We start from the raw sequence: 21,015 nt of genomic DNA, 5'->3' as shown, positions 1-21,015 counted from the left end.
CCGCCCTATCCACATCAGGCAATATTCAGATATTTGTGCGTTTGCATCGACAAGCGCCAGTTGCGCGCTATGCACGTTTCGATACAGAGCTTGGTCGCTTCGTCTTTGCGGCTAATAGGCTGCAACGCAATGATGCGCGCCTTGCTGTCTTGCAGACCCGCCAGCAATTCATCTAATGCTTCCACATCGCGCTCACGTGCCACAGGATGTTTGATCTCATCGGCTCGGCTCAGCGCCTGCGCCAATACATCATAACCCCCCCGCATGTTCACCTTCGGTGAAACGGTCACCCAGGTTTTTTCAGAGCACTGAATCTCATGCGTGCCGCTGGTTTCAATCTGACAATTAAAACCGGCTGATTCCAGCGCTTCAGTTAAGGGTCGCAGATCGAAAATTGCCGGTTCGCCGCCGGTAATCACCACGTGGCGGGCCGTCCAACCTTGCTGCTCAATGGCATTTAACAAAGTAGCCGCGTCAGCGTCGCCCCAGGCATCGCTTTCCACGGTTTTCACTAAAATATCGCCCAGCGACGTTTCCCGATCTGCCCGCTTTTCCCAGGTATGCTTGGTATCACACCAACTGCAGCCCACTGGACATCCTTGTAAACGGATGAAGATGGCTGGCACACCGGTGTAATAGCCTTCGCCCTGCAGCGTCTGGAACATTTCGTTAATCGGGTAGAACATTTTTTACTCGCTCGGAAAAATCAGGGCGCTGATTATGGCAGATTTGCGCCTCACAACAACAGCTGCTGATGCTAAAAAAACAAAAGCCCCGCTCGCTGGCGGGGCTTTATCATCAGGCGTTGCCGCTTTTATGCGGCATCAGCAGCCGATTACTGACCTTTAACTTCTTTCAGGCCATTGAACGGTGCTTTTGAACCCAGCGCTTCTTCGATACGAATCAGCTGGTTGTACTTAGCAACGCGGTCAGAACGGCTCATTGAACCGGTTTTGATCTGGCCCGCTGCAGTACCTACCGCCAGGTCAGCGATGGTTGCATCTTCGGTTTCACCTGAACGGTGTGAAATCACCGCGGTGTAGCCTGCGTCTTTTGCCATTTTGATTGCAGCCAGGGTTTCGGTCAAAGAACCGATCTGGTTGAATTTGATCAGAATGGAGTTCGCGATGCCTTTATCGATACCTTCTTTCAGGATTTTGGTATTAGTAACGAACAAGTCGTCGCCCACCAACTGAATTTTGTCGCCCAGCACTTTGGTCTGGTAAGCGAAGCCAGTCCAGTCAGATTCGTCCAGGCCATCTTCGATTGAAACAATCGGATATTGCTTGGTCAGATCTTCCAGGAAGTGGGTGAACTCTTCAGAGGTGTAAGCTTTGCCGCCTTCACCTTCCAGCACATATTTGCCGTCTTTGTAGAATTCTGATGCTGCGCAGTCCATCGCCAGAGTGATATCTTCACCCAGTTTGTAACCTGCTGCTGCTACCGCTTCAGCGATAACTGCCAGCGCTTCGGCGTTAGAACCCAGGTTTGGCGCGTAGCCACCTTCGTCACCTACCGCAGTGCTCATGCCTTTGCTTTTCAGCACTTTTGCCAGATGATGGAAAACTTCAGAACCCATACGGATGGCTTCTTTCAGCGTTTTCGCGCCAACCGGCTGGATCATGAACTCTTGAATATCAACGTTGTTATCTGCGTGCTCACCACCGTTGATGATGTTCATCATTGGCAGCGGCATAGAGAATTTGCCTGGCGTGCCGTTCAGTTCAGCGATGTGCTCATACAGCGGCTGACCTTTAGAGGCAGCAGCAGCTTTAGCAGCAGCCAGTGAAACAGCCAGAATGGCGTTTGCACCGAAGTTGGATTTGTTCTCAGTACCGTCCAGGTCGATCATGATTTTATCGATGTTCGCCTGATCTTTCGCGTCTTTGCCTTTTACCGCTTCAGCAATCGGACCGTTTACCGCAGCAACAGCTTTGGTTACGCCTTTGCCCAGGAAACGAGATTTGTCACCGTCACGCAGTTCCAGCGCTTCGCGTGAACCGGTAGAAGCCCCTGATGGCGCTGCTGCCAGACCTACGAAACCGCCTTCCAGATGCACTTCTGCTTCAACAGTCGGGTTACCACGTGAGTCGATAATTTCGCGACCGATGACTTTTACGATTTTGGACATTACGATTTTCCTCAGTACAAGTTAGTCAATCCTAAGACAAGCAACGCGCGAAAAGTTCGCGCGTTGCTCGTGAAACTTACTTCGCTAAACGCTTCTGGTACTCATGCGCGGCTTTTACAAAGCCAGCAAACAGCGGGTGACCATCACGTGGGGTCGACGTGAATTCCGGGTGGAACTGACAAGCTACAAACCATGGGTGATTCGGGATCTCAATGATCTCCACCAGCTGGTCGTCGCCAGAACGTCCCGCAATACGCAGACCTGCAGCCTCAATCGGCTTCAACAACATATTGTTGACTTCATAGCGATGGCGATGGCGCTCAACAATGGTGTCAGTACCGTACAGCTGACGCACTTTGCTGTCTGGCGTTAACTGACAAGGCTGGCTGCCAAGGCGCATGGTGCCGCCGAGATCGCTCTGCTCAGTACGGACTTCAACGTTGCCGTTTTCATCACGCCATTCGGTAATTAACGCAACCACCGGATATTTACAGTCTGGCACAAATTCCGTGGAGTTGGCGCCTTCGAGGCCAGCAACGTTACGGGCAAACTCCATCAGCGCAACCTGCATGCCAAGACAAATACCTAAATACGGTACGTTGTTTTCGCGCGCATATTGCGCGGTCATCAGCTTGCCTTCAACACCACGGTAACCAAAGCCACCCGGGATCAGAATCGCATCTAAATCTTTCAGAATTTCGACACCGCGTGATTCAACATCCTGCGAGTCGATCAATTTGATATTTACAGTGACGCGATTTTTCAGACCACCGTGTTTCAACGCTTCAATAACAGATTTATACGCATCCGGCAGTTCAACGTACTTGCCAACCATACCAATGTTGACTTCGCCGCCTGGATTCGCTTCTTCATAAATTACCTGCTCCCACTCAGCCAGATTGGCTTCCGGTGCGTTCAGGTTGAAGCGCTTACAGATGTAATCATCCAGGCCCTGCGATTTCAGCATGCCCGGAATCTTGTAAATGGAGTCAACATCTTTCAGCGAGATAACGGCTTTTTCCGGCACGTTACAGAACAGCGCAATTTTAGCGCGTTCGTTGGCAGGCACAGCGCGGTCGGAACGACAGATCAACACGTCCGGCTGGATACCAATGGAAAGCAATTCTTTCACTGAGTGCTGCGTCGGTTTGGTTTTCACTTCACCGGCTGCTGCCATGTAAGGTACCAGCGTCAGGTGCATATACATGGTGTGTTCACGGCCCACATCAACTGCCATCTGACGAATGGCTTCAAGGAATGGCAATGATTCGATGTCACCGACGGTACCGCCGATTTCAACCAGAACCACGTCATGGCCTTCGCCGCCTTCAATAATGCGTTCTTTGATGGCGTTAGTGATGTGCGGAATGACCTGAATCGTCGCACCCAGATAGTCGCCACGGCGCTCTTTGCGCAAGACTTCTGAGTAGATTCGGCCTGTAGTGAAGTTGTTGCGACGCGACATGTGCGTGCGAATAAAACGCTCGTAGTGACCCAAATCCAGATCGGTTTCGGCCCCATCGTCGGTAACGAAGACTTCACCGTGCTGCGTTGGGCTCATGGTACCCGGATCCACGTTGATGTACGGGTCCAGTTTCATGATGGTCACGTTCAGACCACGTGCTTCGAGAATGGCTGCGAGGGAGGCTGCGGCAATGCCTTTACCCAGAGAGGATACAACCCCGCCGGTCACAAAAATATAATTCGTTGTCATGCTGAACCTGAGAGTTTAGGTTTAAAGACGGTGGAATAACCAGGACGGGAAAACAGTATACTGGAAACCGCTATCAGCCACAATTGATGAATCACTGCCATCCTCCAACGCAATGCTGCGGCTAACATAACGGATAGCAGTAAATGAAAGTTTGATGTATGTCACAAAGTTACTGTGACGCTGAATCGTGTAAGCTTAATTGGCTATTTTATGCGCAGAGGTGGAATAATCAGCTTTTCTCTCGCGTTTTAACCTGTTGCCAGGCTTCTTCCATTTGTTCCAGCGTTGCACCCGGCATGCTCAGACCTTGCTCAGCAATGATTGATTCAACCTGACGAAAACGACGTTCGAATTTATCATTGGCTTTTTGCAGGGCGGTTTCTGCTTTACTGCCCAAATGCCGTGAAAGATTCACCGTAGCAAACAGCAGGTCACCAATCTCCTCTTCCAGCTTTTGCTCATCAATCACCGATTGCTGCGCTTCATGCATCACTTCGTCGATCTCTTCATGCACTTTATCGACGACCGGGCCTAATGTCGTCCAGTCGAACCCAACGTTGTGACAACGCTTCTGAATTTTGTGCGCGCGCATTAACGCCGGCAGCGCTTTGGGAATGTCGTCGAGCGCGGAATGCTGCGCTTTTTCTGCACGCTCGGCGGTTTTGATGGCTTCCCAGTTTTTCAAAACTTCAGCGCTATTATCCGCTTTGACATCAGCAAAAATATGCGGGTGGCGACGCTCCAGTTTATCGCTGATGGCGTGGCAAATATCGTCAAAGTTAAAGCGATGTTGCTCGTTGGCCATTTGCGCATAGAACACAACCTGAAACAGCAGATCGCCCAACTCGCCACGCAGATCATCAAAATCTTCACGCTGGATGGCATCGACGACTTCGTACGTCTCTTCTAATGTGTAAGGCGCAATGCTGGCAAAGGTCTGTTCGCGATCCCACGGACAGCCGTGTTGCGGATCGCGCAGGGTTTTCATAATGCCCAGCAGGCGATCAATTGAATTCATGGGGAAGATCCTTTGGGGAATGATTTTGAGTTGGATTCTATGCGTTTTATTACGCTGTCTGTCTTCTGAAGTGCGAGGTTGTTTGTCCCCCACCTCGGTCCTCTGAAGTGCGAGGTTGTTTGTCCCCCACCTCGGTCCTCCCCCATAAATGGGGGAGGAAGATGCTGCAATATGTCTGCTCTATACCTGCATGTGGCAGCGTCTCCTTCCCCCGCTGCGCGGGGGAAGGCCGGGATGGGGGACAGCCAGCACGCTCTTTCCTGACAGCACACTCTTTCTGACAGCAAACTAAACGCGCATCATCAATGCAAACGGCGGGCATCAATGATATCGGAGACCTGATTCAGGCGCGCCAACACGCGGCCCAGCACCTGCTGGTTATAAATCTCAATATCCATATCAATCGTTGCCAGCTGCTTTTTAGTATCGCTGCGGCTGGAGACGCCCAACACATTCACTTTTTCATTGGCGAGAATGGTGGTGATGTCACGCAGCAACCCGCTGCGATCGTTGGCCGTCACGCGCACCACCAGCGAGTAGCCGCTGGAATAGCTTTCTCCCCACACAGCATCAACGATGCGCTCTGGTGCATGGGAAATCAGCTCAGCAAGCTGATCGCAGTCGGCGCGATGAATCGAAATACCGCGTCCGTGAGTAATAAAGCCCACAATATCATCGCCAGGAATCGGCTGGCAGCAGCGTGCAATGTGATGCATTAAATTGCCAACGCCTTCCACCACCACGCGTCCGCTCTCTTTACGCGACGGCGCCGAGTAGGATTTTTGCGTCAGCTGGCGCAGCGCTTCACGATCCTGCTCTTCAGCACTCGGCTTATTGAGCTTGGCCTGCAGGAAGTTTGCCATCTGATTAAGACGAATATCGCCCCCGCCAATCGCGGCGAGCAGCTCTTCTAGCGAGGTGACGTTATAGCGCGGCAGCAGCAGTTTTTCAGCTTCTTTCAGGCTGATATCCATCTGGCTCAGTTCGTTGTCCAGAATCTGCCGTCCGGCGAGAATATTCTTGTCGCGATCCTGCTTGCGGAACCAGTTATGAATCTTAGAGCGACCGCGGCTGGTGGTGATAAAACCCAGATTAGGGTTGAGCCAGTCGCGGCTTGGATTCGGCTGTTTCTGGGTGATTACTTCAACCTGATCACCCATCTGCAATTGATACGTAAATGGCACAATACGACCGCCAATCTTCGCGCCAATGCAGCGATGACCGATATCACTGTGTATGTGATAAGCGAAGTCCAGCGGCGTTGAACCCGCTGGCAGATCAACCACGTCGCCTTTGGGTGTAAAGACATAAACGCGATCGTCAAAGACCTGGCTGCGCACCTCTTCCAACAGCTCGCCAGAGTCAGCCATCTCTTCCTGCCAGCCGATCAGTTTACGCAGCCATGCAATGCGCTCTTCGTGGCCCGCTGAGCCGCGCGCATTGCTGGAAGAAGGCCCTTCTTTATATTTCCAGTGCGCCGCAACGCCCAGTTCGGCATCTTCATGCATCTGGCGGGTACGTATCTGAATTTCAACCGTTTTGCCTTTCGGGCCCAGCACTACGGTGTGAATGGATTGATAGCCGTTGGGCTTTGGATTGGCGACGTAATCATCGAACTCGCTGGGCAGATGGCGATAAAGCGTATGCACCGTGCCTAATGCGCCATAACAGTCTTGCAGACGCTCAGCCACAATACGCACTGCACGCACATCAAACAGTTCATCAAACGCCAGCGACTTTTTCTGCATCTTACGCCAGATACTGTAGATATGTTTTGGGCGCCCGTACACTTCAGCGCGTACGCCCTCTTTTGCCATCTCTTTACGCAGATTATCGACGAAATTTTCGATGTACTGTTCGCGGTCAATGCGGCGTTCATGCAACAGTTTGGCGATGCGCTTGTATTCATCAGGATGCAGATAGCGGAAGCAATAATCCTCCAGCTCCCACTTCAGTTGACCAATGCCGAGTCGGTTGGCCAACGGCGCATAAATATTGGTGCTCTCTTTTGCTGCCAGCACGCGCTCATCTTCCGGCGCGTCTTTCATTTCGCGCAGGTTCATGATGCGTTCGGCTAATTTCAACACCACGCAGCGGAAATCTTCTACCATCGCCAGCAACATGCGGCGAACATTATCCACCTGCTCGGAGGCCATTGAGTCATTATGAATGGCTTTGAGCTGGCGTATCGCATCCATGTCGCGTACGCCGTGTACCAGCGAGACAATGCCTTTGCCGACCGCTTGCTCAAGTTCCTCTTCACTCACCACTTCATCATTTGCGAGTGGGAAAATGAGCGCGGCGCACAGACTGTCGATATCCATACTGAGCATCGAGAGGATTTCGACCATCTCAATACCACGCCACAGCAGCAGAGATTGATCCGGATGGTTGTGCGTTTGGGCTTCACAATAGCGCCAGGTTTCGGCAAGTCGTTGACATGATTGCGGGTTGATCATGCCAAGACTGGCGATCCACTGGTCGAGGGCAAACTCCCCCGCCGTATTTAAATGCGCACTTCTAACCGCAACCATATCCTCTCCTGCACACCGATCTTAATGATCGCTTATGTTTTTTTGAACAGCACCATGGATTCGAGATGACGGGTATGTGGGAACATATCCAGCATCGCGACCCTTTCCAATTGGTAGCCCGCCAACAGCAATGTCTGGCTGTCGCGAGCGAGTGTCGTGGGATTACACGAAACATAGACCACACGTTGTGGTGCAAGTTTAACCACATGCGTCATCACGCCTGCGGCACCGGCACGCGCCGGATCGAGTAATACCTTGTTAAATCCTTGCGCCGCCCACGGCTGGCGCGAAACATCTTCCTCCAGGTTATGCTGGAAAAAGCTGACATTTTTAAGACTATTCAGGTCCGCATTATACGCTGCCTGCCGTACTAATGCTGCAACGCCCTCCACACCAACCGCATTTTGTACGACTTTTCCTATCGGAAGTGTGAAGTTTCCCATGCCGCAAAACAGATCTAATACGCGATCGTCTGGTTGCAGATCCAGCCAGTCAATTGCCCGGGCTACCATCTGTTGATTGACCGCATCGTTTACCTGAATAAAATCTTGCGGACTGAAGGTTAACTTAAGTTTGTGTGATTGATAGAACGGTTGGTTATTACTTAGAGCCGTTAAGTTTTCGCTGCCGTCATCCAAAAACATCATCAACTGATGCTTATGCGAAAAGCGTTCCAGTTTTTCTCTGTCGTCGACATGCAGCGCATCAAGATGACGTAAAACCATCAGCGGGCCATTATCTGCCTGTACCAGCTCAATATGTCCCAGCCTTTTAACCGCTTTTAACTCACGCAGACACTGGCGTAACGGCGTGATCAACGCCTCAAGTTCGGGCGTCAAAATGGGGCATTGCTGAATATCGACCAGATCGTTACTGGCTTCCTGACGAAACCCCATTCGCAGCTGTTGGCTTTTGTTTTGCCATTGCAATCCCAGCCGTGCTCGGCGGCGATAGCCCCAAGGTTCTCCGGCAATAACTTCATCCACGGCCACTACGCGTTGCGCTTCTTTACTTAACATCCGGCTTAGCGCTTGCGCTTTACTCTGCTGCTGTAAAACAACATCAACATGCTGCTGTTGGCAGCCACCACAGGTATTAAAATGTGGGCAGCGCGGTGTAACGCGTGCCGGGCTGCTGCTTAACAAGCGCGTGACTTTCGCTCGGGCAAATTGGCGCTTATCCTCAGTTAAGGTAATTTCTGCCTGTTCGCCTGGCAACGCACCGCTGACAAATATCGTTTTGCCTTGGTGCCGTGCGACACCTTGTCCAAATGGATCAAGGTCTTCGATGGTGACGGTAATCCGTTGTTTGGTCGTCACGCGCTGTTTTGCGGTGTAAAATTGCGCCATAGTGTTGTTAATTCTCTTTCTCAAAAATCGGCGTGCATGGGTTTACCGACGGGATGCACAAGGATGTAAATGCCGGAGTCAGCCGTATTATGACGAAATACAGCCTGCGGGCGCGAATGATGATTTTAATATTGGCCCCAACCTTAATGGTGGGCCTGTTGCTCAGCTCTTTCTTTGTCGTGCACCGCTATAACGAACTGCAGCGACAAGTCATGGATGCTGGCGCGAATATCATTGAACCCCTGGCAATTTCCAGCGAATACAGCATGACGTGGCATAACCGCGACACGATGCGCGAGCTGGTTAGCCTGCTGCATCGGCGTCATTCCAATATTGTCCGTGCGATTTCGGTTTTCGACAATAATAACCAACTCTATGTCAGCTCAAATAACAAACAAAACCTCAGCCTGTTGCAGAAAGAAGATATCAACGCCCTGCCAGATGATGTCTCAATGGAACGGCACGGCAACGTCTTAATTTTACGCACACCCATAACGTCTGAACGTTATGCGGTAGATGAAATCCCCAGCGAAGATGCAAAACCTTCTGGCAATCCACTGGGATATGTCGCGATAGCGCTCGATCTGCAATCAGTGCGCTTGCAGCAATACAAAGAAGTCTTTGTTGCCACGCTGATGTTGCTGTTCTGTTTATGCATCGCCATGCTGTTTGCTTATCGTCTAATGCGTGACGTAACCGGCCCGATTCGCAATATGGTCAGCACCGTTGACCGCATTCGCCGCGGCCAACTCGACAGCCGCGTTGAAGGTTACATGCTGGGTGAGTTAAGCATTCTCAAAAATGGCATCAACGCGATGGCGATGTCGCTGACTGCTTACCACGAAGAGATGCAGCACAATATCGATCAGGCAACCTACGATCTGCGTGAAACGCTGGAACAATTAGAGATTCAGAACGTTGAGCTGGATCTTGCGAAGAAGCGTGCGCAGGAAGCGGCACGCATCAAATCTGAATTCCTTGCCAATATGTCGCACGAGCTACGAACGCCGTTAAATGGCGTGCTCGGTTTTACCCGCCAGATGCTGAAAACCCCGCTGCGCACTACGCAACGCGACTACATGCAAACCATTGAGCGCTCTGCCAACAATTTGCTAAGCATCATCAACGACGTGCTCGATTTTTCAAAACTGGAAGCGGGCAAACTGGTACTGGAGTCTATTCCGTTCCCCCTTCGCGCCACGCTGGATGAAACGCTGGTGTTACTGGCGCCTTCTGCGCATGACAAAGGGCTGGAATTAACGGTGGTGTGCGACAGCAGTGTGCCAGACAACGTGATTGGTGATGCGCTGCGCCTGCAGCAGATCCTGATTAACCTGATTGGCAATGCGATCAAATTCACCGAAAAAGGCACCATCGATCTCAAAGTAGCGCAACGCGCTATTACCCCTTCGCGTATCGAACTGGAAATTCAGGTACAGGATACGGGCATTGGTATTTCTGAGCAGCAGCAAATGCAGCTATTTCAGGCGTTTCGTCAGGCTGACGCCAGCATTTCACGTCGTCATGGCGGCACTGGCTTGGGTTTGGTCATTACGCAAAAGTTGGTGAATGAGATGGGTGGTGAAATCACCTTCCACAGCCAACCGGATCAAGGTTCCACCTTCCGAGTGAGAGTGCAGCTTGATCTCAATCCCAATGCCCCGAGCATGCCTCGCGTGTTAGACGCCTTGTCTCATTCGCGCATTGCTTATGTAGAAGCCAATACCCGTGTGGCGAAAACCGTGTTGAAGATGCTGAGTATGACGCCGTTGCAAATCGATTACAGCGAAACACTGGAAGGGCTGAGTGAAGATCACTACCCGCTGCTATTAATGGCGATGCCAGTGAATGTTACTCAACATCAGTTGCTGGCCGATGAGCTGATTAATGCGCTGCTGGATCGCGCTGACAACGTACTGCTGGCGCTGCCAAGCCCAATGATGCTGCTGGCCGACGAGCTAAAAGTACGCGGTATTGATGGCTGTATAGCCAAACCGATCTCGCAGACGCGCCTGCTGCCAATGCTACTGGATTTGCATACCCGCCAGTTAAACGAACTGCCCGCCTCACCGCGTTTGCCGCTGGCAGTAATGGCCGTGGATGATAATCCTGCCAACCTCAAATTGATCGGTGCACTGCTGGAAGAGCAGGTGCAAAAGATCGTGTTGTGTAACAGCGCAGAACAAGCGATTCATCAGGCGCGTTTACAGCCGTTAGATGTCATCTTGATGGATATTCAAATGCCGGATATTGATGGCATCCGCGCCAGTGAAATTATTCGTACCCTGCCTCAGCATGCGCATACACCGATTGTTGCCGTAACTGCGCATGCGATTGATGGCGAGCGTGAACAGCTTATCAAAGCGGGAATGAATGATTACCTTGCCAAGCCGATTGATGAGAGCAAGCTCAGTCAGCTGCTGGCGCGTTACACGCCAACGCCAACCGTGCAGACGCCAGAGCTGCCGCAAATTCTGCCCACGCTGGATTGGGCATTAGCGTTACGCCAGGCCGCCAATAAGCCCGATTTAGCCCGAGATATGCTGCGTATGCTGCTGGAGTTTTTACCGGAAGTGCACGAGAAGATTGCGCTGTTTATCGCTGCTAACGATGTGACTGGGTTGCGTGAAATTATTCATAAACTGCACGGTAGTGCCAGTTATAGCGGTGTGCCGCGCATGAAGCAGTTGTGTCATCAACTGGAAAAGGAGCTGCTGCAGGCCAGTGATATTGACGCGCTTGAGCCGGAGCTGCTGGAGTTGCAGGATGAGATGGAGAATGTTGCAAAAGAAGCGCGGCGAGTTCTGCGTTTGGCGTAAAAATAAGCGCGATTTCTTAAGCTTTATCAGGTGCTGTTGATTTCGCTTCTCGGTCCGTTAAGTCTGAGGGCATTTATCCCCCATCCCGGTCTTATCCGCTGAAGCGGAGGAAGGCGACACTGCCGCATGCAGGCATCGAATTGACAGGTTCAGCACAGGTGTGAGTCAGTGCAGAGGTGACTTAGGGCAGCGTCCTCCTCCCCACGGGTAGGGGAGGATTAAAATTGGGGAGAGCGCACACCAGCAAAATACTTATTTAAACCCGCCTATCTTCAACGTCGCCGCAACATTACGCGCTGTGAGGTGAACATTTTTCTCAGCATTCGCCAACGCATCGTCCAGTGAACAAATGCTGTAAAGCACGCTAAATACCGCGTCTAGTCCGTGTTCATGCACTACGCCCACGTCAGCCGTTAAACTGCCTGCAATGCCTATCACTGGCTTGCCAAAGCGTTTGGCTACACTCGCTACGCCAATGGGTACTTTACCGTTGATGCTTTGACTATCAATACGCCCTTCGCCGGTAATGACTAAATCAGCGTCTTTAACCTGCTCCGCCAGCCCCAACGCCTCAGTGACAATCTCAATGCCGCGTCGCAAATCAGCCTGACAAAATGCATGCAGTGCCGCACCCATACCGCCCGCCGCGCCGCCGCCGGGAATGTGCAGTACATCAATATCTAAATCCCGCAGAATGATCTGCGCGTAATGCGCCAGTGATTGATCGAGCTGTTTAACAAGTTCCGGCGTTGCCCCTTTCTGCGGACCAAAAATCGCGGATGCACCCGCATCACCGGTTAAGGGATTGGTGACATCGCAAGCCACTTCAAATCGGCACTGCTTGATTCGCGCATCTAATGCTTCAATATCAATGCTGGCTAATTCTGGCAGCGCTCCGCCGCCATAACCGATCTCTTTGCCTTGCTGATCCAGCAAGCGTGCACCCAGCGCCTGCATCATGCCGGAGCCACCGTCATTGGTAGCACTGCCGCCAATACCGATAATAATGTGCTCCACGCCCTTATCGAGCGCGTTTTTAATCAATTCGCCAGTACCAAATGAGGTCGTGGTCAGCGGATCGCGCTGCGCCGCAGGCACCAGCTCCAATCCGCTTGCCGCCGCCATCTCGATATACGCGGTACGCTCGTCACCAGAAAGGCCATAGAAAGCCTCAACCTGTTTGCCAAGCGGACCTGTAACCTTCAACCTGACGATTTTCCCTTCCGTCGCCGCCACCATCGCTTCAACCGTGCCTTCACCACCGTCGGCGACCGGTATTTTGACGTAATGCGCATCAGGAAAGATCTCACGGAAACCCGCTTCAATCGCTGATGCCACATCCAGGGCGGATAAACTCTCTTTATATGAATCCGGTGCGATAACGATTTTCATAGGCAATCCGAGCGCTGTTGATGGTCTGAAATGATTTCATAGCCAGCCCGGTATCCGCAGATACCGGAACCCCCTTTAGCGGGAAATCTCAACCTTCGCTAACTTCTCATAATAGCAGGCGAGCGCGCTGTGGTCGGAGGAGCCCTGTCCATCGTTGCGCAGCGCCTGCATCATTTCCATCACGGCGGCCGTCAGCGGCAAGTGCGCGCCAATGCCGTGCGACGTATCGAGTGCATTGGCGAGATCTTTGATATGCAGATCGATACGGAAGCCCGGTTTGAAATTACGATCCATCACCATCGGTGCTTTAGCATCCAGCACCGTGCTGCCCGCCAACCCACCGCGAATGGCCTGATAAACCAGATCCGGGTTTACCCCCGCTTTGGTTGCCAAAGACAACGCTTCAGACATCGCCGCAATATTCAGGGCAACAATCACCTGATTCGCCAGCTTGGTTACATTACCCGCGCCAATATCGCCGGTATGCACCACCGAGCCCGCCATCGCTTTCATGATGTCGTAGCACTGATCAAACACCGCCTTGTCGCCCCCAACCATCACAGACAACGTGCCTTCAATGGCTTTGGGTTCCCCGCCGCTGACTGGCGCATCCAGCATTTTGATCTGCTTTTCTGCCAGCGCATCGTGAATCTCTCGGCTCGCCAGCGGTGCAATTGAACTCATGTCGATCACAATCAAGCCAGGTTTGGCGCCGTGAATAATGCCGTTTTCGCCAAGGCAGGCTTCTTTTACCTGCGGCGAGTTCGGCACCATGGTAATCACCACATCCACTTGTTCGGCGACCTCTTTTGGTGATTTCGCCACTGTCGCGCCTAACTCAACCAGTTCAGCTTCATTTTCTGGATGGTGATCGCGCACCACCAGCGAATAGCCCGCTTTCGCCAGGTTTTTACTCATTGGCTTGCCCATGATACCCAGGCCGATAAATCCAATTTTCATTATGTTGCCTCTTGGTTGGTTACTTCTTAAATTTGTCGCACAGCGCCTGTGTTGCGTTGCGGAAAACACCTAAATCACTGCCGACCGCCACAAAGCTGGCGCCCCACTCCAGATAGCGCCGGGCATCGGCTTCAACCGGTGCCAGAATACCGCTGGGTTTGCCCGCTGCTTTAGCGCGCTCGAAAACGTGCTTAATCACTTTCAGCACATCTGGATGCGCTGGCTGGCCGAGATAGCCCAGCGCCGCAGAAAGATCGCCAGGCCCAACAAAAATACCGTCCACGCCGTCAACCGCCGCGATAGCATCAATATTGTCTACTGCTTGCTGCGTTTCGATTTGTACCAGCACCGTGATGTTGTCATTGATGGTGCTGTTGTACTCCGGCAAGGTTCCGTACATGTTGCTGCGGTGCGATACCGATACGCCGCGAATACCCGCGGGTGGATAACGCGTAGAGGCAACAGCGCGGATCGCTTCTTCTTCGGTCTCAACAAACGGCACAAGGAAGTTATAAAAACCGATATCCAGCAGACGTTTGATGATCACCGGTTCATTACAGGGCGGACGCACGACGGGCGCGCTGTGGCTGCCTTTCAGCGCCATCAGTTGCGGCACAAAAGTGGTGATGTCGTTGGGCGCATGTTCCCCATCCAGCACCAGCCAGTCGAATCCGGCCAGTCCTAACACTTCGGTGCTTAATGGATTTGCCAGTGCACACCAACTGCCAATCAGGGTTTCACCTGCCAGCAAACGACGACGAAAGCTGTTCGGCCAGGCTGCATTACTCATGGTTTTACTCCTGTTGCATCGGCTCCCCTGCGGAAGCCAAAAAGGTTAGCGCACAAGGCACGGACGTTTATTGTCAAAGGTCCAGCCTGGCACCAGGAACTGCATTGCTTGCGCATCGTCGCGCGCGCCGAGACCGTGTTTTTGATACAACGCATTAGCCTGCATCACCTGATCCATATCCAGCTCAACGCCCAATCCCGGTTTTTGCGGCACCTGTACCATGCCGCCTTTGATCTGGAACGGTTCTTTTGTCAGGCGCTGATTGCCTTCCTGCCAGATCCAGTGCGTATCAATGGCGGTAATTGCGCCGGGCGCTGCCGCAGCAACGTGGGTGAACATCGCCAATGAGATATCGAAGTGGTTGTTGGAGTGCGAACCCCACGTCAGGCCAAAATCGTGGCACATTTGCGCCACGCGCACGGAACCTTGCATGGTCCAGAAATGCGGATCGGCCAGCGGAATATCCACTGATTGCAGCGAAATGGTGTGCCCCATCTGTCGCCAATCGGTGGCAATCATGTTGGTTGCGGTTTGCATGCCGGTTGCGCGGCGGAACTCCGCCATGACTTCGCGTCCTGAATAGCCTTGCTCTGCGCCGCACGGATCTTCTGCATAGGCCAGCACATCTTTCAGCTGCTTACCCAGCAAAATAGCTTCATTGAGTGACCACGCGCCGTTGGGATCGAGCGTTATGCGCGCTTCGGGGAAACGCTTCGCCAGCGCGGTCACGGCTTCAGCTTCTTCGCCACCGCGCAGTACGCCGCCTTTCAGTTTGAAATCATTGAAGCCATATTTTTCATATGCGGCTTCAGCTAAACGCACCACGGTATCGGGCGTCAGCGCTTCTTCATGACGCAGGCGATACCAGTCGCACTTGTCGTTTTCCTGGCTTTGATAGGACAACGACGTTTTATTGCGATCGCCAATGTAGAACAGATAACCCAGCATTTCGACGCGATCGCGCTGCTGACCATCCCCTAACAAAGAGGCGACATTGACACCCAAATGCTGGCCCAGCAGATCCAGCAGTGAAGCTTCGATGCCGGTTACCACATGAATGGTGGTGCGCAAATCAAAGGTTTGGTTTCCGCGACCGCCTGAATCACGGTCAGCAAAGGTGCTGCGCACCAAATTAAGAATATTTTTGTATTCACCCACCGTTTTGCCGATCACCAAAGAAGCGGCATCTTCCAGCGTTTGACGGATCTTTTCACCACCGGGGATTTCTCCCACCCCGGTATGGCCGGCGTTGTCTTTAATGATAACGATATTGCGGGTGAAAAAAGGGGAATGCGCCCCGCTCAGGTTAAGCAACATGCTGTCGTGACCGGCAACCGGGATGACCTGCATGGATGTGACTTTAGGGGTAGAACTCATCTGCTGCTCCTTAAGCTGTCGCACGGCCAAATGCCGGGCGTTTGCGGTCGAATGTCCAACCAGGAATCAGATACTGCATCGCCGTGGCATCGTTGCGCGCCCCGGCGGGCAGTGATTTATACAGTTCGTTGGCTTTGCGCAGTTGATCCCAGTCCAGCTCAATGCCCAGCCCAGGCGCATCCGGCACGGCGATTTTACCGTTGCGGATTTGCAGAGGATTTTTGGTCAGGCGCTGATCGCCCTCCTGCCAAATCCAGTGGGTATCAATTGCGGTAGGTTTACCCGGCACCGCCGCGCCAACGTGGGTAAACATGGCCAGTGAAATATCGAAATGGTTATTAGAGTGACAGCCCCACGTCAGGCCCCACTCGTCACAGAGTTGCGCCACGCGAACGGCCCCACTCAGCGTCCAGAAATGCGGATCGGCCAGTGGAATGTCTACCGCATTGAGCATCACGGCGTGGTTCATCTCACGCCAGTTGGTGGCAATCATGTTAGTGGCGACCGGTAAACCGGTGGCGCGACGGAACTCCGCCATCACTTCACGACCTGAGTAACCTTGCTCTGCACCGCACGGATCTTCAGCGTAAGTCAGCACATCCTGCATGCCTTTACACAACCCGATGGCTTCGTCCAACAGCCAGGCACCGTTGGGATCGACGGTAATACGCGCATCCGGGAAGCGCTTTTTCAGTGCGGTTGCGGTTTCAATCTCCTGCTCGCCTGGCAGCACGCCGCCTTTGAGTTTGAAATCTTTGAAACCATATTTATCCTGCGCGGCTTCGGCTAAACGCACCACCGCGGCGCTGTCGAGCGCCGCCTGATGACGCAGGTGATACCAATCATGACTGGCATTTTCGCCCGTCAGATAAGGCAAATCGGTTTTGCGTCGGTCACCGAGGTAAAACAGATAACCGAGCACGGTAACTTCATCGCGCTGCTTGCCCGGTCCAAGTAATTCCGCGACCGGCACGCCAAGGCATTGCCCCAGCAGATCGAGTAGTGCGGCTTCCAGTGCAGCCACTGCATTGACGCGCAACTCGAAAGTCCATGCGCCTTTGCCGAAGGTATCGAAATCTGCCGACTGATTACCTTTGTGCACCTGCTGTACCAGCCGATTCATACGGGCAACCTGCTGGCCTTTGACCTGCGGAATGGCTTCTACCAGCGTCTGATAAATGGTTTCACCGCCCGGCGCTTCCCCTACGCCGGTATGTCCGGCGTTGTCGGTCAGCACCACGATGTTGCGGGTAAAGCAGGCGTTATGCGCACCACCAATGTTCAACAGCATGCTGTCGTAACCCGCGACCGGAATCACCTGCATATCAGTGATAATCGGCGAACTTTGCGTAGTCATGTTCCGTCCTTATGGCCTGGTTTTCAGTTCAACGCGTTTGATATCGCCCGCAATCACCAGGAAGCTAAATGCGGCGACAAAGGCATGGATACCGACATAAATCAGCGCGCCTTCGAAGGAACCGCTGGTGGCAATGATGTAACCGATGGCGATAGGCGTCACGATGCCGGAGAAGTTACCGAACATATTGAATAAACCACCGCTCAGGCCGCTGATCTCTTTTGGTGCGGTATCTGCCATCACCGCCCAGCCCAGCGCACCGATGCCTTTACCGAAGAATGCCAGCGCCATGAAGAACACCACGACCCATTCTGTGTCGGTGTAGTTACACATCACCATCGAAATAGACAGCAGCATGCCGAGCACAATGGGCGTTTTACGCGCAATATTCAGTGAACCGGTTTTACGCATCAGCCAGTCCGAAATCACGCCACCTAACACCCCACCAAGGAAGCCGCAAATTGCCGGGATTGAGGCGATAAAACCGGCTTTCAAAATCGACATACCACGCGCCTGAACCAGATACACCGGGAACCAGGTAATAAAGAAGTAAGTTAAGGCGTTAACGCAATATTGGCCGAGATAAATCCCCAACATCATGCGCGAAGTCAGCAGTTGTTTGATTTGAAACCACTTCTCGTCCCAGCTCACTTTGTGCTCGGACTTTTTGGCATCCATGTTGATCAATGCACCACCCTGCTCCATATACTCCAGCTCGGCTTTATTCACGCCCGGATGATCGGTGGGATCGTGGATCACTTTCAGCCAGATAAAGCTGAGGATGATGCCCAATCCACCCATGAACCAGAACACGTGTGCCCAACCAACCTCAGAGACCAGCCAACCCATGATAGGTGCGAAGATCACTGTGGCGAAATATTGCGCTGAGTTGAAGATAGCCACTGCCGTACCGCGCTCTTGTGCAGGGAACCAGGCGGCGACAATGCGGCTGTTGCCAGGGAAGGATGGCGCTTCAGCCAAGCCGACCAGGAATCGCAACATAAACAGCGAAACGATGATGCCAAAGCCGCTGAACACATCGACGAAACCCTGTAGCAAGGTAAACAACGACCAGGTAAAGATGCTCCAGAAGTAGACGCGTTTTGAGCCGAAGCGGTCGAGCAGCCAACCGCCAGGAATCTGGCCAATGACATAAGCCCATGAGAACGCAGAGAAGATGTAGCCCAGTCCGACCGAATCCAGACCGATATCTTTGGACATCGCCGAACCGGCAATCGAAATGGTGGCGCGGTCCCCGTAGTTGAATGAGGTGACAATAAATAACATCACCACAATCCAGTAACGCGCATGGGTACGTTTTTGTACCGACTCCGCGGTCTGGCTATAACTATTCATGATGCACTCCTGAATTGCATACCCTTAATAATTCGAGTCGCAGGAAGACGGCAAGCTCGTGAAACCCTGGAAACTTACTTGGTAAGTGCCCGGGGTGAGCAAGCGCAGGCAACACACCAGCGGCTCGAAGTGTGACGGGTATAGCGTTCACGACTTTCGCTCTGACTGCATACACATCGCGTTGGGTATCAGAGAGAAGTTGGGTTAAACACGGCGATTTTTTTATTGGCAAATCGAAAGTACGTCGTGACAAATAACCTAACGTTGGATAACGGAAATCAGTATATGAACAGGATTTAGCGCTGACACTGGATAAACGCCTGAGAATAACGCGGCGTTAATATCAATTATCTGGCGTTTGCACATATGGCTGCGGCACGGCTCACGGAACCCGGAAATAACCTCCCGATTTGGTGCAAAACAGCGTTCAAAGAATGGGCTTTGTGAGATTCTTCACTTGCTTTTGGTTGTTCACACTAAATCAGCGTTTGAAAACGCCTCAAAGCCAGACAGTTGCACAATGCGTGGCCAGCAGCGTCTCCTTATACTGAAGTCGGCAAATACTGAGCGTGTGACAAGTAACATCATTACACCGCGCCGCAAAAGTACGGCGCGAATGACTGGAAGGTGAGCGATGACCCTGAACCCGACTGAACAACCGCTCTACATCAAAGTACATGAAGCGGACAACGTCGCCATTGTGGTGAACAATCAAGGTTTACCGGCAGGCACGACTTTTGCCGATGGCCTGACACTGACCGAGCATGTCCCGCAAGGTCACAAGGTGGCGCTGAGCGCGATTGCTAAAGATGGCGAGATACTGCGCTACGGCGAGGTGATTGGCTATGCGCTGCGAGACATTGCACAAGGGAGCTGGATTGATGAATCGCTGGTGGCGTTACCCGAAGCGCCACCGCTGGCCAGCTTGCCGCTAGCCAATAATATTCCCCCCGATCTTCCTGCACTCGAAGGTTATACCTTTGAAGGCTACCGCAACGCAGATGGCAGCGTCGGTACGCGCAATCTTTTGGGCATTACCACTAGCGTGCATTGTGTCGCGGGCGTGGTGGACTTTGTCGTGCAGCTGATAGAGCGCGATCTGTTGCCTAAATATCCCAATGTTGATGGCGTGGTGGCGTTGAATCACCTTTATGGTTGTGGCGTGGCGATCAACGCACCCGCTGCGGTGGTGCCGATCCGCACCATCCATAATCTGGCGTTAAACGCTAACTTCGGTGGCGAAGTAATGATTGTGAGTTTGGGCTGTGAGAAGTTGCAGCCGGAGCGCCTGCTGACCGGCACGCCTGATGTGCAGGCTATTTCATTAGATGACAATGACATTGTGCGCCTGCAAGATGAAAAGCTGGTGGGATTTGGTGCGATGGTCGATGAGATTTTGCAGGTCGCGGAACGCCATTTAAAACGTCTGAATCAGCGTCAGCGCGAAACGTGTCCCGCTTCTGAACTTGTTGTGGGTATGCAATGTGGCGGTAGCGATGCCTTTTCCGGCGTGACGGCTAATCCCGCCGTTGGATTTGCTTCTGATTTGCTGGTGCGCTGCGGTGCAACGGTGATGTTTTCTGAAGTGACTGAAGTGCGTGATGCCATTCATCTACTGACGCCACGCGTAATAAATGAAGAAGTTGGTAAGCGTCTGTTAGAAGAGATGGCCTGGTATGACAATTACCTCGATCAGGGACAAACCGATCGCAGCGCCAATCCTTCGCCAGGTAATAAAAAAGGCGGTCTGGCGAACGTGGTGGAGAAAGCGCTGGGGTCAATTGCTAAATCGGGTCGCAGCCCTATTGTTGAAGTGTTGTCAGCGGGTCAACGCCCGACGCGTCGGGGATTAATCTATGCGGCAACACCCGCCAGCGATTTCGTTTGCGGCACGCAACAATTGGCATCTGGCATTACGCTGCAAGTTTTTACCACCGGACGTGGAACGCCTTACGGTTTGGCGGCGATTCCGGTGATCAAAATGGCGACGCGTAATGCGCTGGCTGAGCGCTGGCACGATCTGATGGATATTAATGCTGGCACTATTGCGACCGGCGAAGAGTCCATTGAACAGGTTGGCTGGCGGTTATTCACGTTGATTCTGGAGATTGCCAGCGGCAGGAAACAGACATGGTCAGATCGTTGGGGAATTCGTAATCAGCTGGCGGTATTCAATCCTGCTCCGATAACCTGATGATAAAAGCGCGCTTTCCAGGGT

The 21,015-nt window shown here is 52.6% G+C and carries 15 protein-coding genes; 3 read left to right on the top strand and 12 right to left on the bottom strand.

Annotated features, from left to right (window positions below; all coding sequences use genetic code 11):
• Positions 1-14 precede the first annotated feature (14 nt).
• Entirely contained in the window at positions 15-686 is a 672-nt protein-coding gene (queE, locus tag MUG06_RS14975; RefSeq protein ID WP_243079066.1) for a 7-carboxy-7-deazaguanine synthase QueE, read from the bottom strand.
• A gap of 34 nt (positions 687-720) precedes the next feature.
• Here queE and MUG06_RS22815 point away from each other — a divergent pair, with 34 nt between their 5' ends.
• Complete coding sequence (locus MUG06_RS22815) at positions 721-849, top strand: hypothetical protein (RefSeq protein WP_279234007.1); 129 nt, start codon at positions 721-723, stop codon at positions 847-849.
• Here the strand turns inward: MUG06_RS22815 and eno are convergent.
• The 5 genes from eno to rlmD all read right to left on the bottom strand — a co-directional run bounded on the left by eno (position 836) and on the right by rlmD (position 8,746).
• Positions 836-2,131, bottom strand: coding sequence for a phosphopyruvate hydratase (gene eno, locus MUG06_RS14970; protein ID WP_243079065.1), 1,296 nt, complete (start codon positions 2,129-2,131; stop codon positions 836-838). The two genes, MUG06_RS22815 and eno, sit on opposite strands and share 14 nt — an antisense overlap.
• Before the next feature lie 76 nt (positions 2,132-2,207).
• Positions 2,208-3,845, bottom strand: coding sequence for a CTP synthase (glutamine hydrolyzing) (pyrG, locus tag MUG06_RS14965; protein WP_215845749.1), 1,638 nt, complete (start codon positions 3,843-3,845; stop codon positions 2,208-2,210).
• A 229-nt stretch (positions 3,846-4,074) separates the two neighbouring features.
• Entirely contained in the window at positions 4,075-4,863 is a 789-nt protein-coding gene (mazG, locus tag MUG06_RS14960; protein ID WP_243079064.1) for a nucleoside triphosphate pyrophosphohydrolase, read from the bottom strand.
• Between the two features lie 302 nt (positions 4,864-5,165).
• Positions 5,166-7,397 (bottom strand): GTP diphosphokinase, encoded by a 2,232-nt coding sequence (gene relA / locus MUG06_RS14955; RefSeq protein WP_215845747.1) that lies wholly within the window; start codon positions 7,395-7,397, stop codon positions 5,166-5,168.
• A gap of 32 nt (positions 7,398-7,429) precedes the next feature.
• Entirely contained in the window at positions 7,430-8,746 is a 1,317-nt protein-coding gene (rlmD, locus tag MUG06_RS14950; protein ID WP_243079063.1) for a 23S rRNA (uracil(1939)-C(5))-methyltransferase RlmD, read from the bottom strand.
• Positions 8,747-8,835: 89 nt separating this feature from the next.
• Between rlmD and barA the strand changes: the two genes are divergently transcribed.
• Entirely contained in the window at positions 8,836-11,565 is a 2,730-nt protein-coding gene (gene barA, locus MUG06_RS14945; protein ID WP_243079062.1) for a two-component sensor histidine kinase BarA, read from the top strand.
• Positions 11,566-11,817: 252 nt separating this feature from the next.
• On the opposite strand, the gene MUG06_RS14940 is transcribed toward barA, so the two are convergent.
• The 6 genes from MUG06_RS14940 to MUG06_RS14915 all read right to left on the bottom strand — a co-directional run bounded on the left by MUG06_RS14940 (position 11,818) and on the right by MUG06_RS14915 (position 18,797).
• Positions 11,818-12,957, bottom strand: a complete 1,140-nt coding sequence (locus MUG06_RS14940) for a glycerate kinase (RefSeq protein ID WP_243079061.1) — start codon at positions 12,955-12,957, stop codon at positions 11,818-11,820.
• A gap of 75 nt (positions 12,958-13,032) precedes the next feature.
• Positions 13,033-13,917, bottom strand: a complete 885-nt coding sequence (gene garR, locus MUG06_RS14935) for a 2-hydroxy-3-oxopropionate reductase (protein WP_215845744.1) — start codon at positions 13,915-13,917, stop codon at positions 13,033-13,035.
• 19 nt (positions 13,918-13,936) lie between these two features.
• The gene (garL, locus tag MUG06_RS14930; protein ID WP_215845743.1) at positions 13,937-14,707 is read right to left on the bottom strand and encodes a 2-dehydro-3-deoxyglucarate aldolase; all 771 of its coding nucleotides are present in this window, start codon (positions 14,705-14,707) and stop codon (positions 13,937-13,939) included.
• 45 nt (positions 14,708-14,752) lie between these two features.
• Entirely contained in the window at positions 14,753-16,084 is a 1,332-nt protein-coding gene (gudD, locus tag MUG06_RS14925; protein ID WP_243079060.1) for a glucarate dehydratase, read from the bottom strand.
• 10 nt (positions 16,085-16,094) lie between these two features.
• A complete protein-coding gene (locus MUG06_RS14920; RefSeq protein WP_243079059.1) occupies positions 16,095-17,441 on the bottom strand; it encodes a glucarate dehydratase family protein in 1,347 nt (448 codons plus the stop codon).
• Positions 17,442-17,450: 9 nt separating this feature from the next.
• A complete protein-coding gene (locus MUG06_RS14915; RefSeq protein WP_215845741.1) occupies positions 17,451-18,797 on the bottom strand; it encodes an MFS transporter in 1,347 nt (448 codons plus the stop codon).
• 634 nt (positions 18,798-19,431) lie between these two features.
• On the opposite strand from MUG06_RS14915, the gene garD reads away from it, so the two are divergent.
• Positions 19,432-20,991 (top strand): galactarate dehydratase, encoded by a 1,560-nt coding sequence (gene garD / locus MUG06_RS14910; protein WP_243079058.1) that lies wholly within the window; start codon positions 19,432-19,434, stop codon positions 20,989-20,991.
• Positions 20,992-21,015 lie beyond the last annotated feature (24 nt).

Source organism: Pantoea sp. MQR6 (assembly GCF_022761075.1).
GTDB lineage: Bacteria > Pseudomonadota > Gammaproteobacteria > Enterobacterales > Enterobacteriaceae > Pantoea > Pantoea phytostimulans.
This window is presented reverse-complemented; position numbering and strand designations above follow the sequence as displayed.

Bases quoted from the DNA above. Each gene is read 5' to 3' on its own strand.
- queE (WP_243079066.1), bottom strand. From the start codon at position 686: ATGTTCTACCCGATTAACGAAATGTTCCAGACGCTGCAGGGCGAAGGC.
- MUG06_RS22815 (WP_279234007.1), top strand. From the start codon at position 721: ATGGCAGATTTGCGCCTCACAACAACAGCTGCTGATGCTAAAAAAACA.
- eno (WP_243079065.1), bottom strand. From the start codon at position 2,131: ATGTCCAAAATCGTAAAAGTCATCGGTCGCGAAATTATCGACTCACGT.
- pyrG (WP_215845749.1), bottom strand. From the start codon at position 3,845: ATGACAACGAATTATATTTTTGTGACCGGCGGGGTTGTATCCTCTCTG.
- mazG (WP_243079064.1), bottom strand. From the start codon at position 4,863: ATGAATTCAATTGATCGCCTGCTGGGCATTATGAAAACCCTGCGCGAT.
- relA (WP_215845747.1), bottom strand. From the start codon at position 7,397: ATGGTTGCGGTTAGAAGTGCGCATTTAAATACGGCGGGGGAGTTTGCC.
- rlmD (WP_243079063.1), bottom strand. From the start codon at position 8,746: ATGGCGCAATTTTACACCGCAAAACAGCGCGTGACGACCAAACAACGG.
- barA (WP_243079062.1), top strand. From the start codon at position 8,836: ATGACGAAATACAGCCTGCGGGCGCGAATGATGATTTTAATATTGGCC.
- MUG06_RS14940 (WP_243079061.1), bottom strand. From the start codon at position 12,957: ATGAAAATCGTTATCGCACCGGATTCATATAAAGAGAGTTTATCCGCC.
- garR (WP_215845744.1), bottom strand. From the start codon at position 13,917: ATGAAAATTGGATTTATCGGCCTGGGTATCATGGGCAAGCCAATGAGT.
- garL (WP_215845743.1), bottom strand. From the start codon at position 14,707: ATGAGTAATGCAGCCTGGCCGAACAGCTTTCGTCGTCGTTTGCTGGCA.
- gudD (WP_243079060.1), bottom strand. From the start codon at position 16,084: ATGAGTTCTACCCCTAAAGTCACATCCATGCAGGTCATCCCGGTTGCC.
- MUG06_RS14920 (WP_243079059.1), bottom strand. From the start codon at position 17,441: ATGACTACGCAAAGTTCGCCGATTATCACTGATATGCAGGTGATTCCG.
- MUG06_RS14915 (WP_215845741.1), bottom strand. From the start codon at position 18,797: ATGAATAGTTATAGCCAGACCGCGGAGTCGGTACAAAAACGTACCCAT.
- garD (WP_243079058.1), top strand. From the start codon at position 19,432: ATGACCCTGAACCCGACTGAACAACCGCTCTACATCAAAGTACATGAA.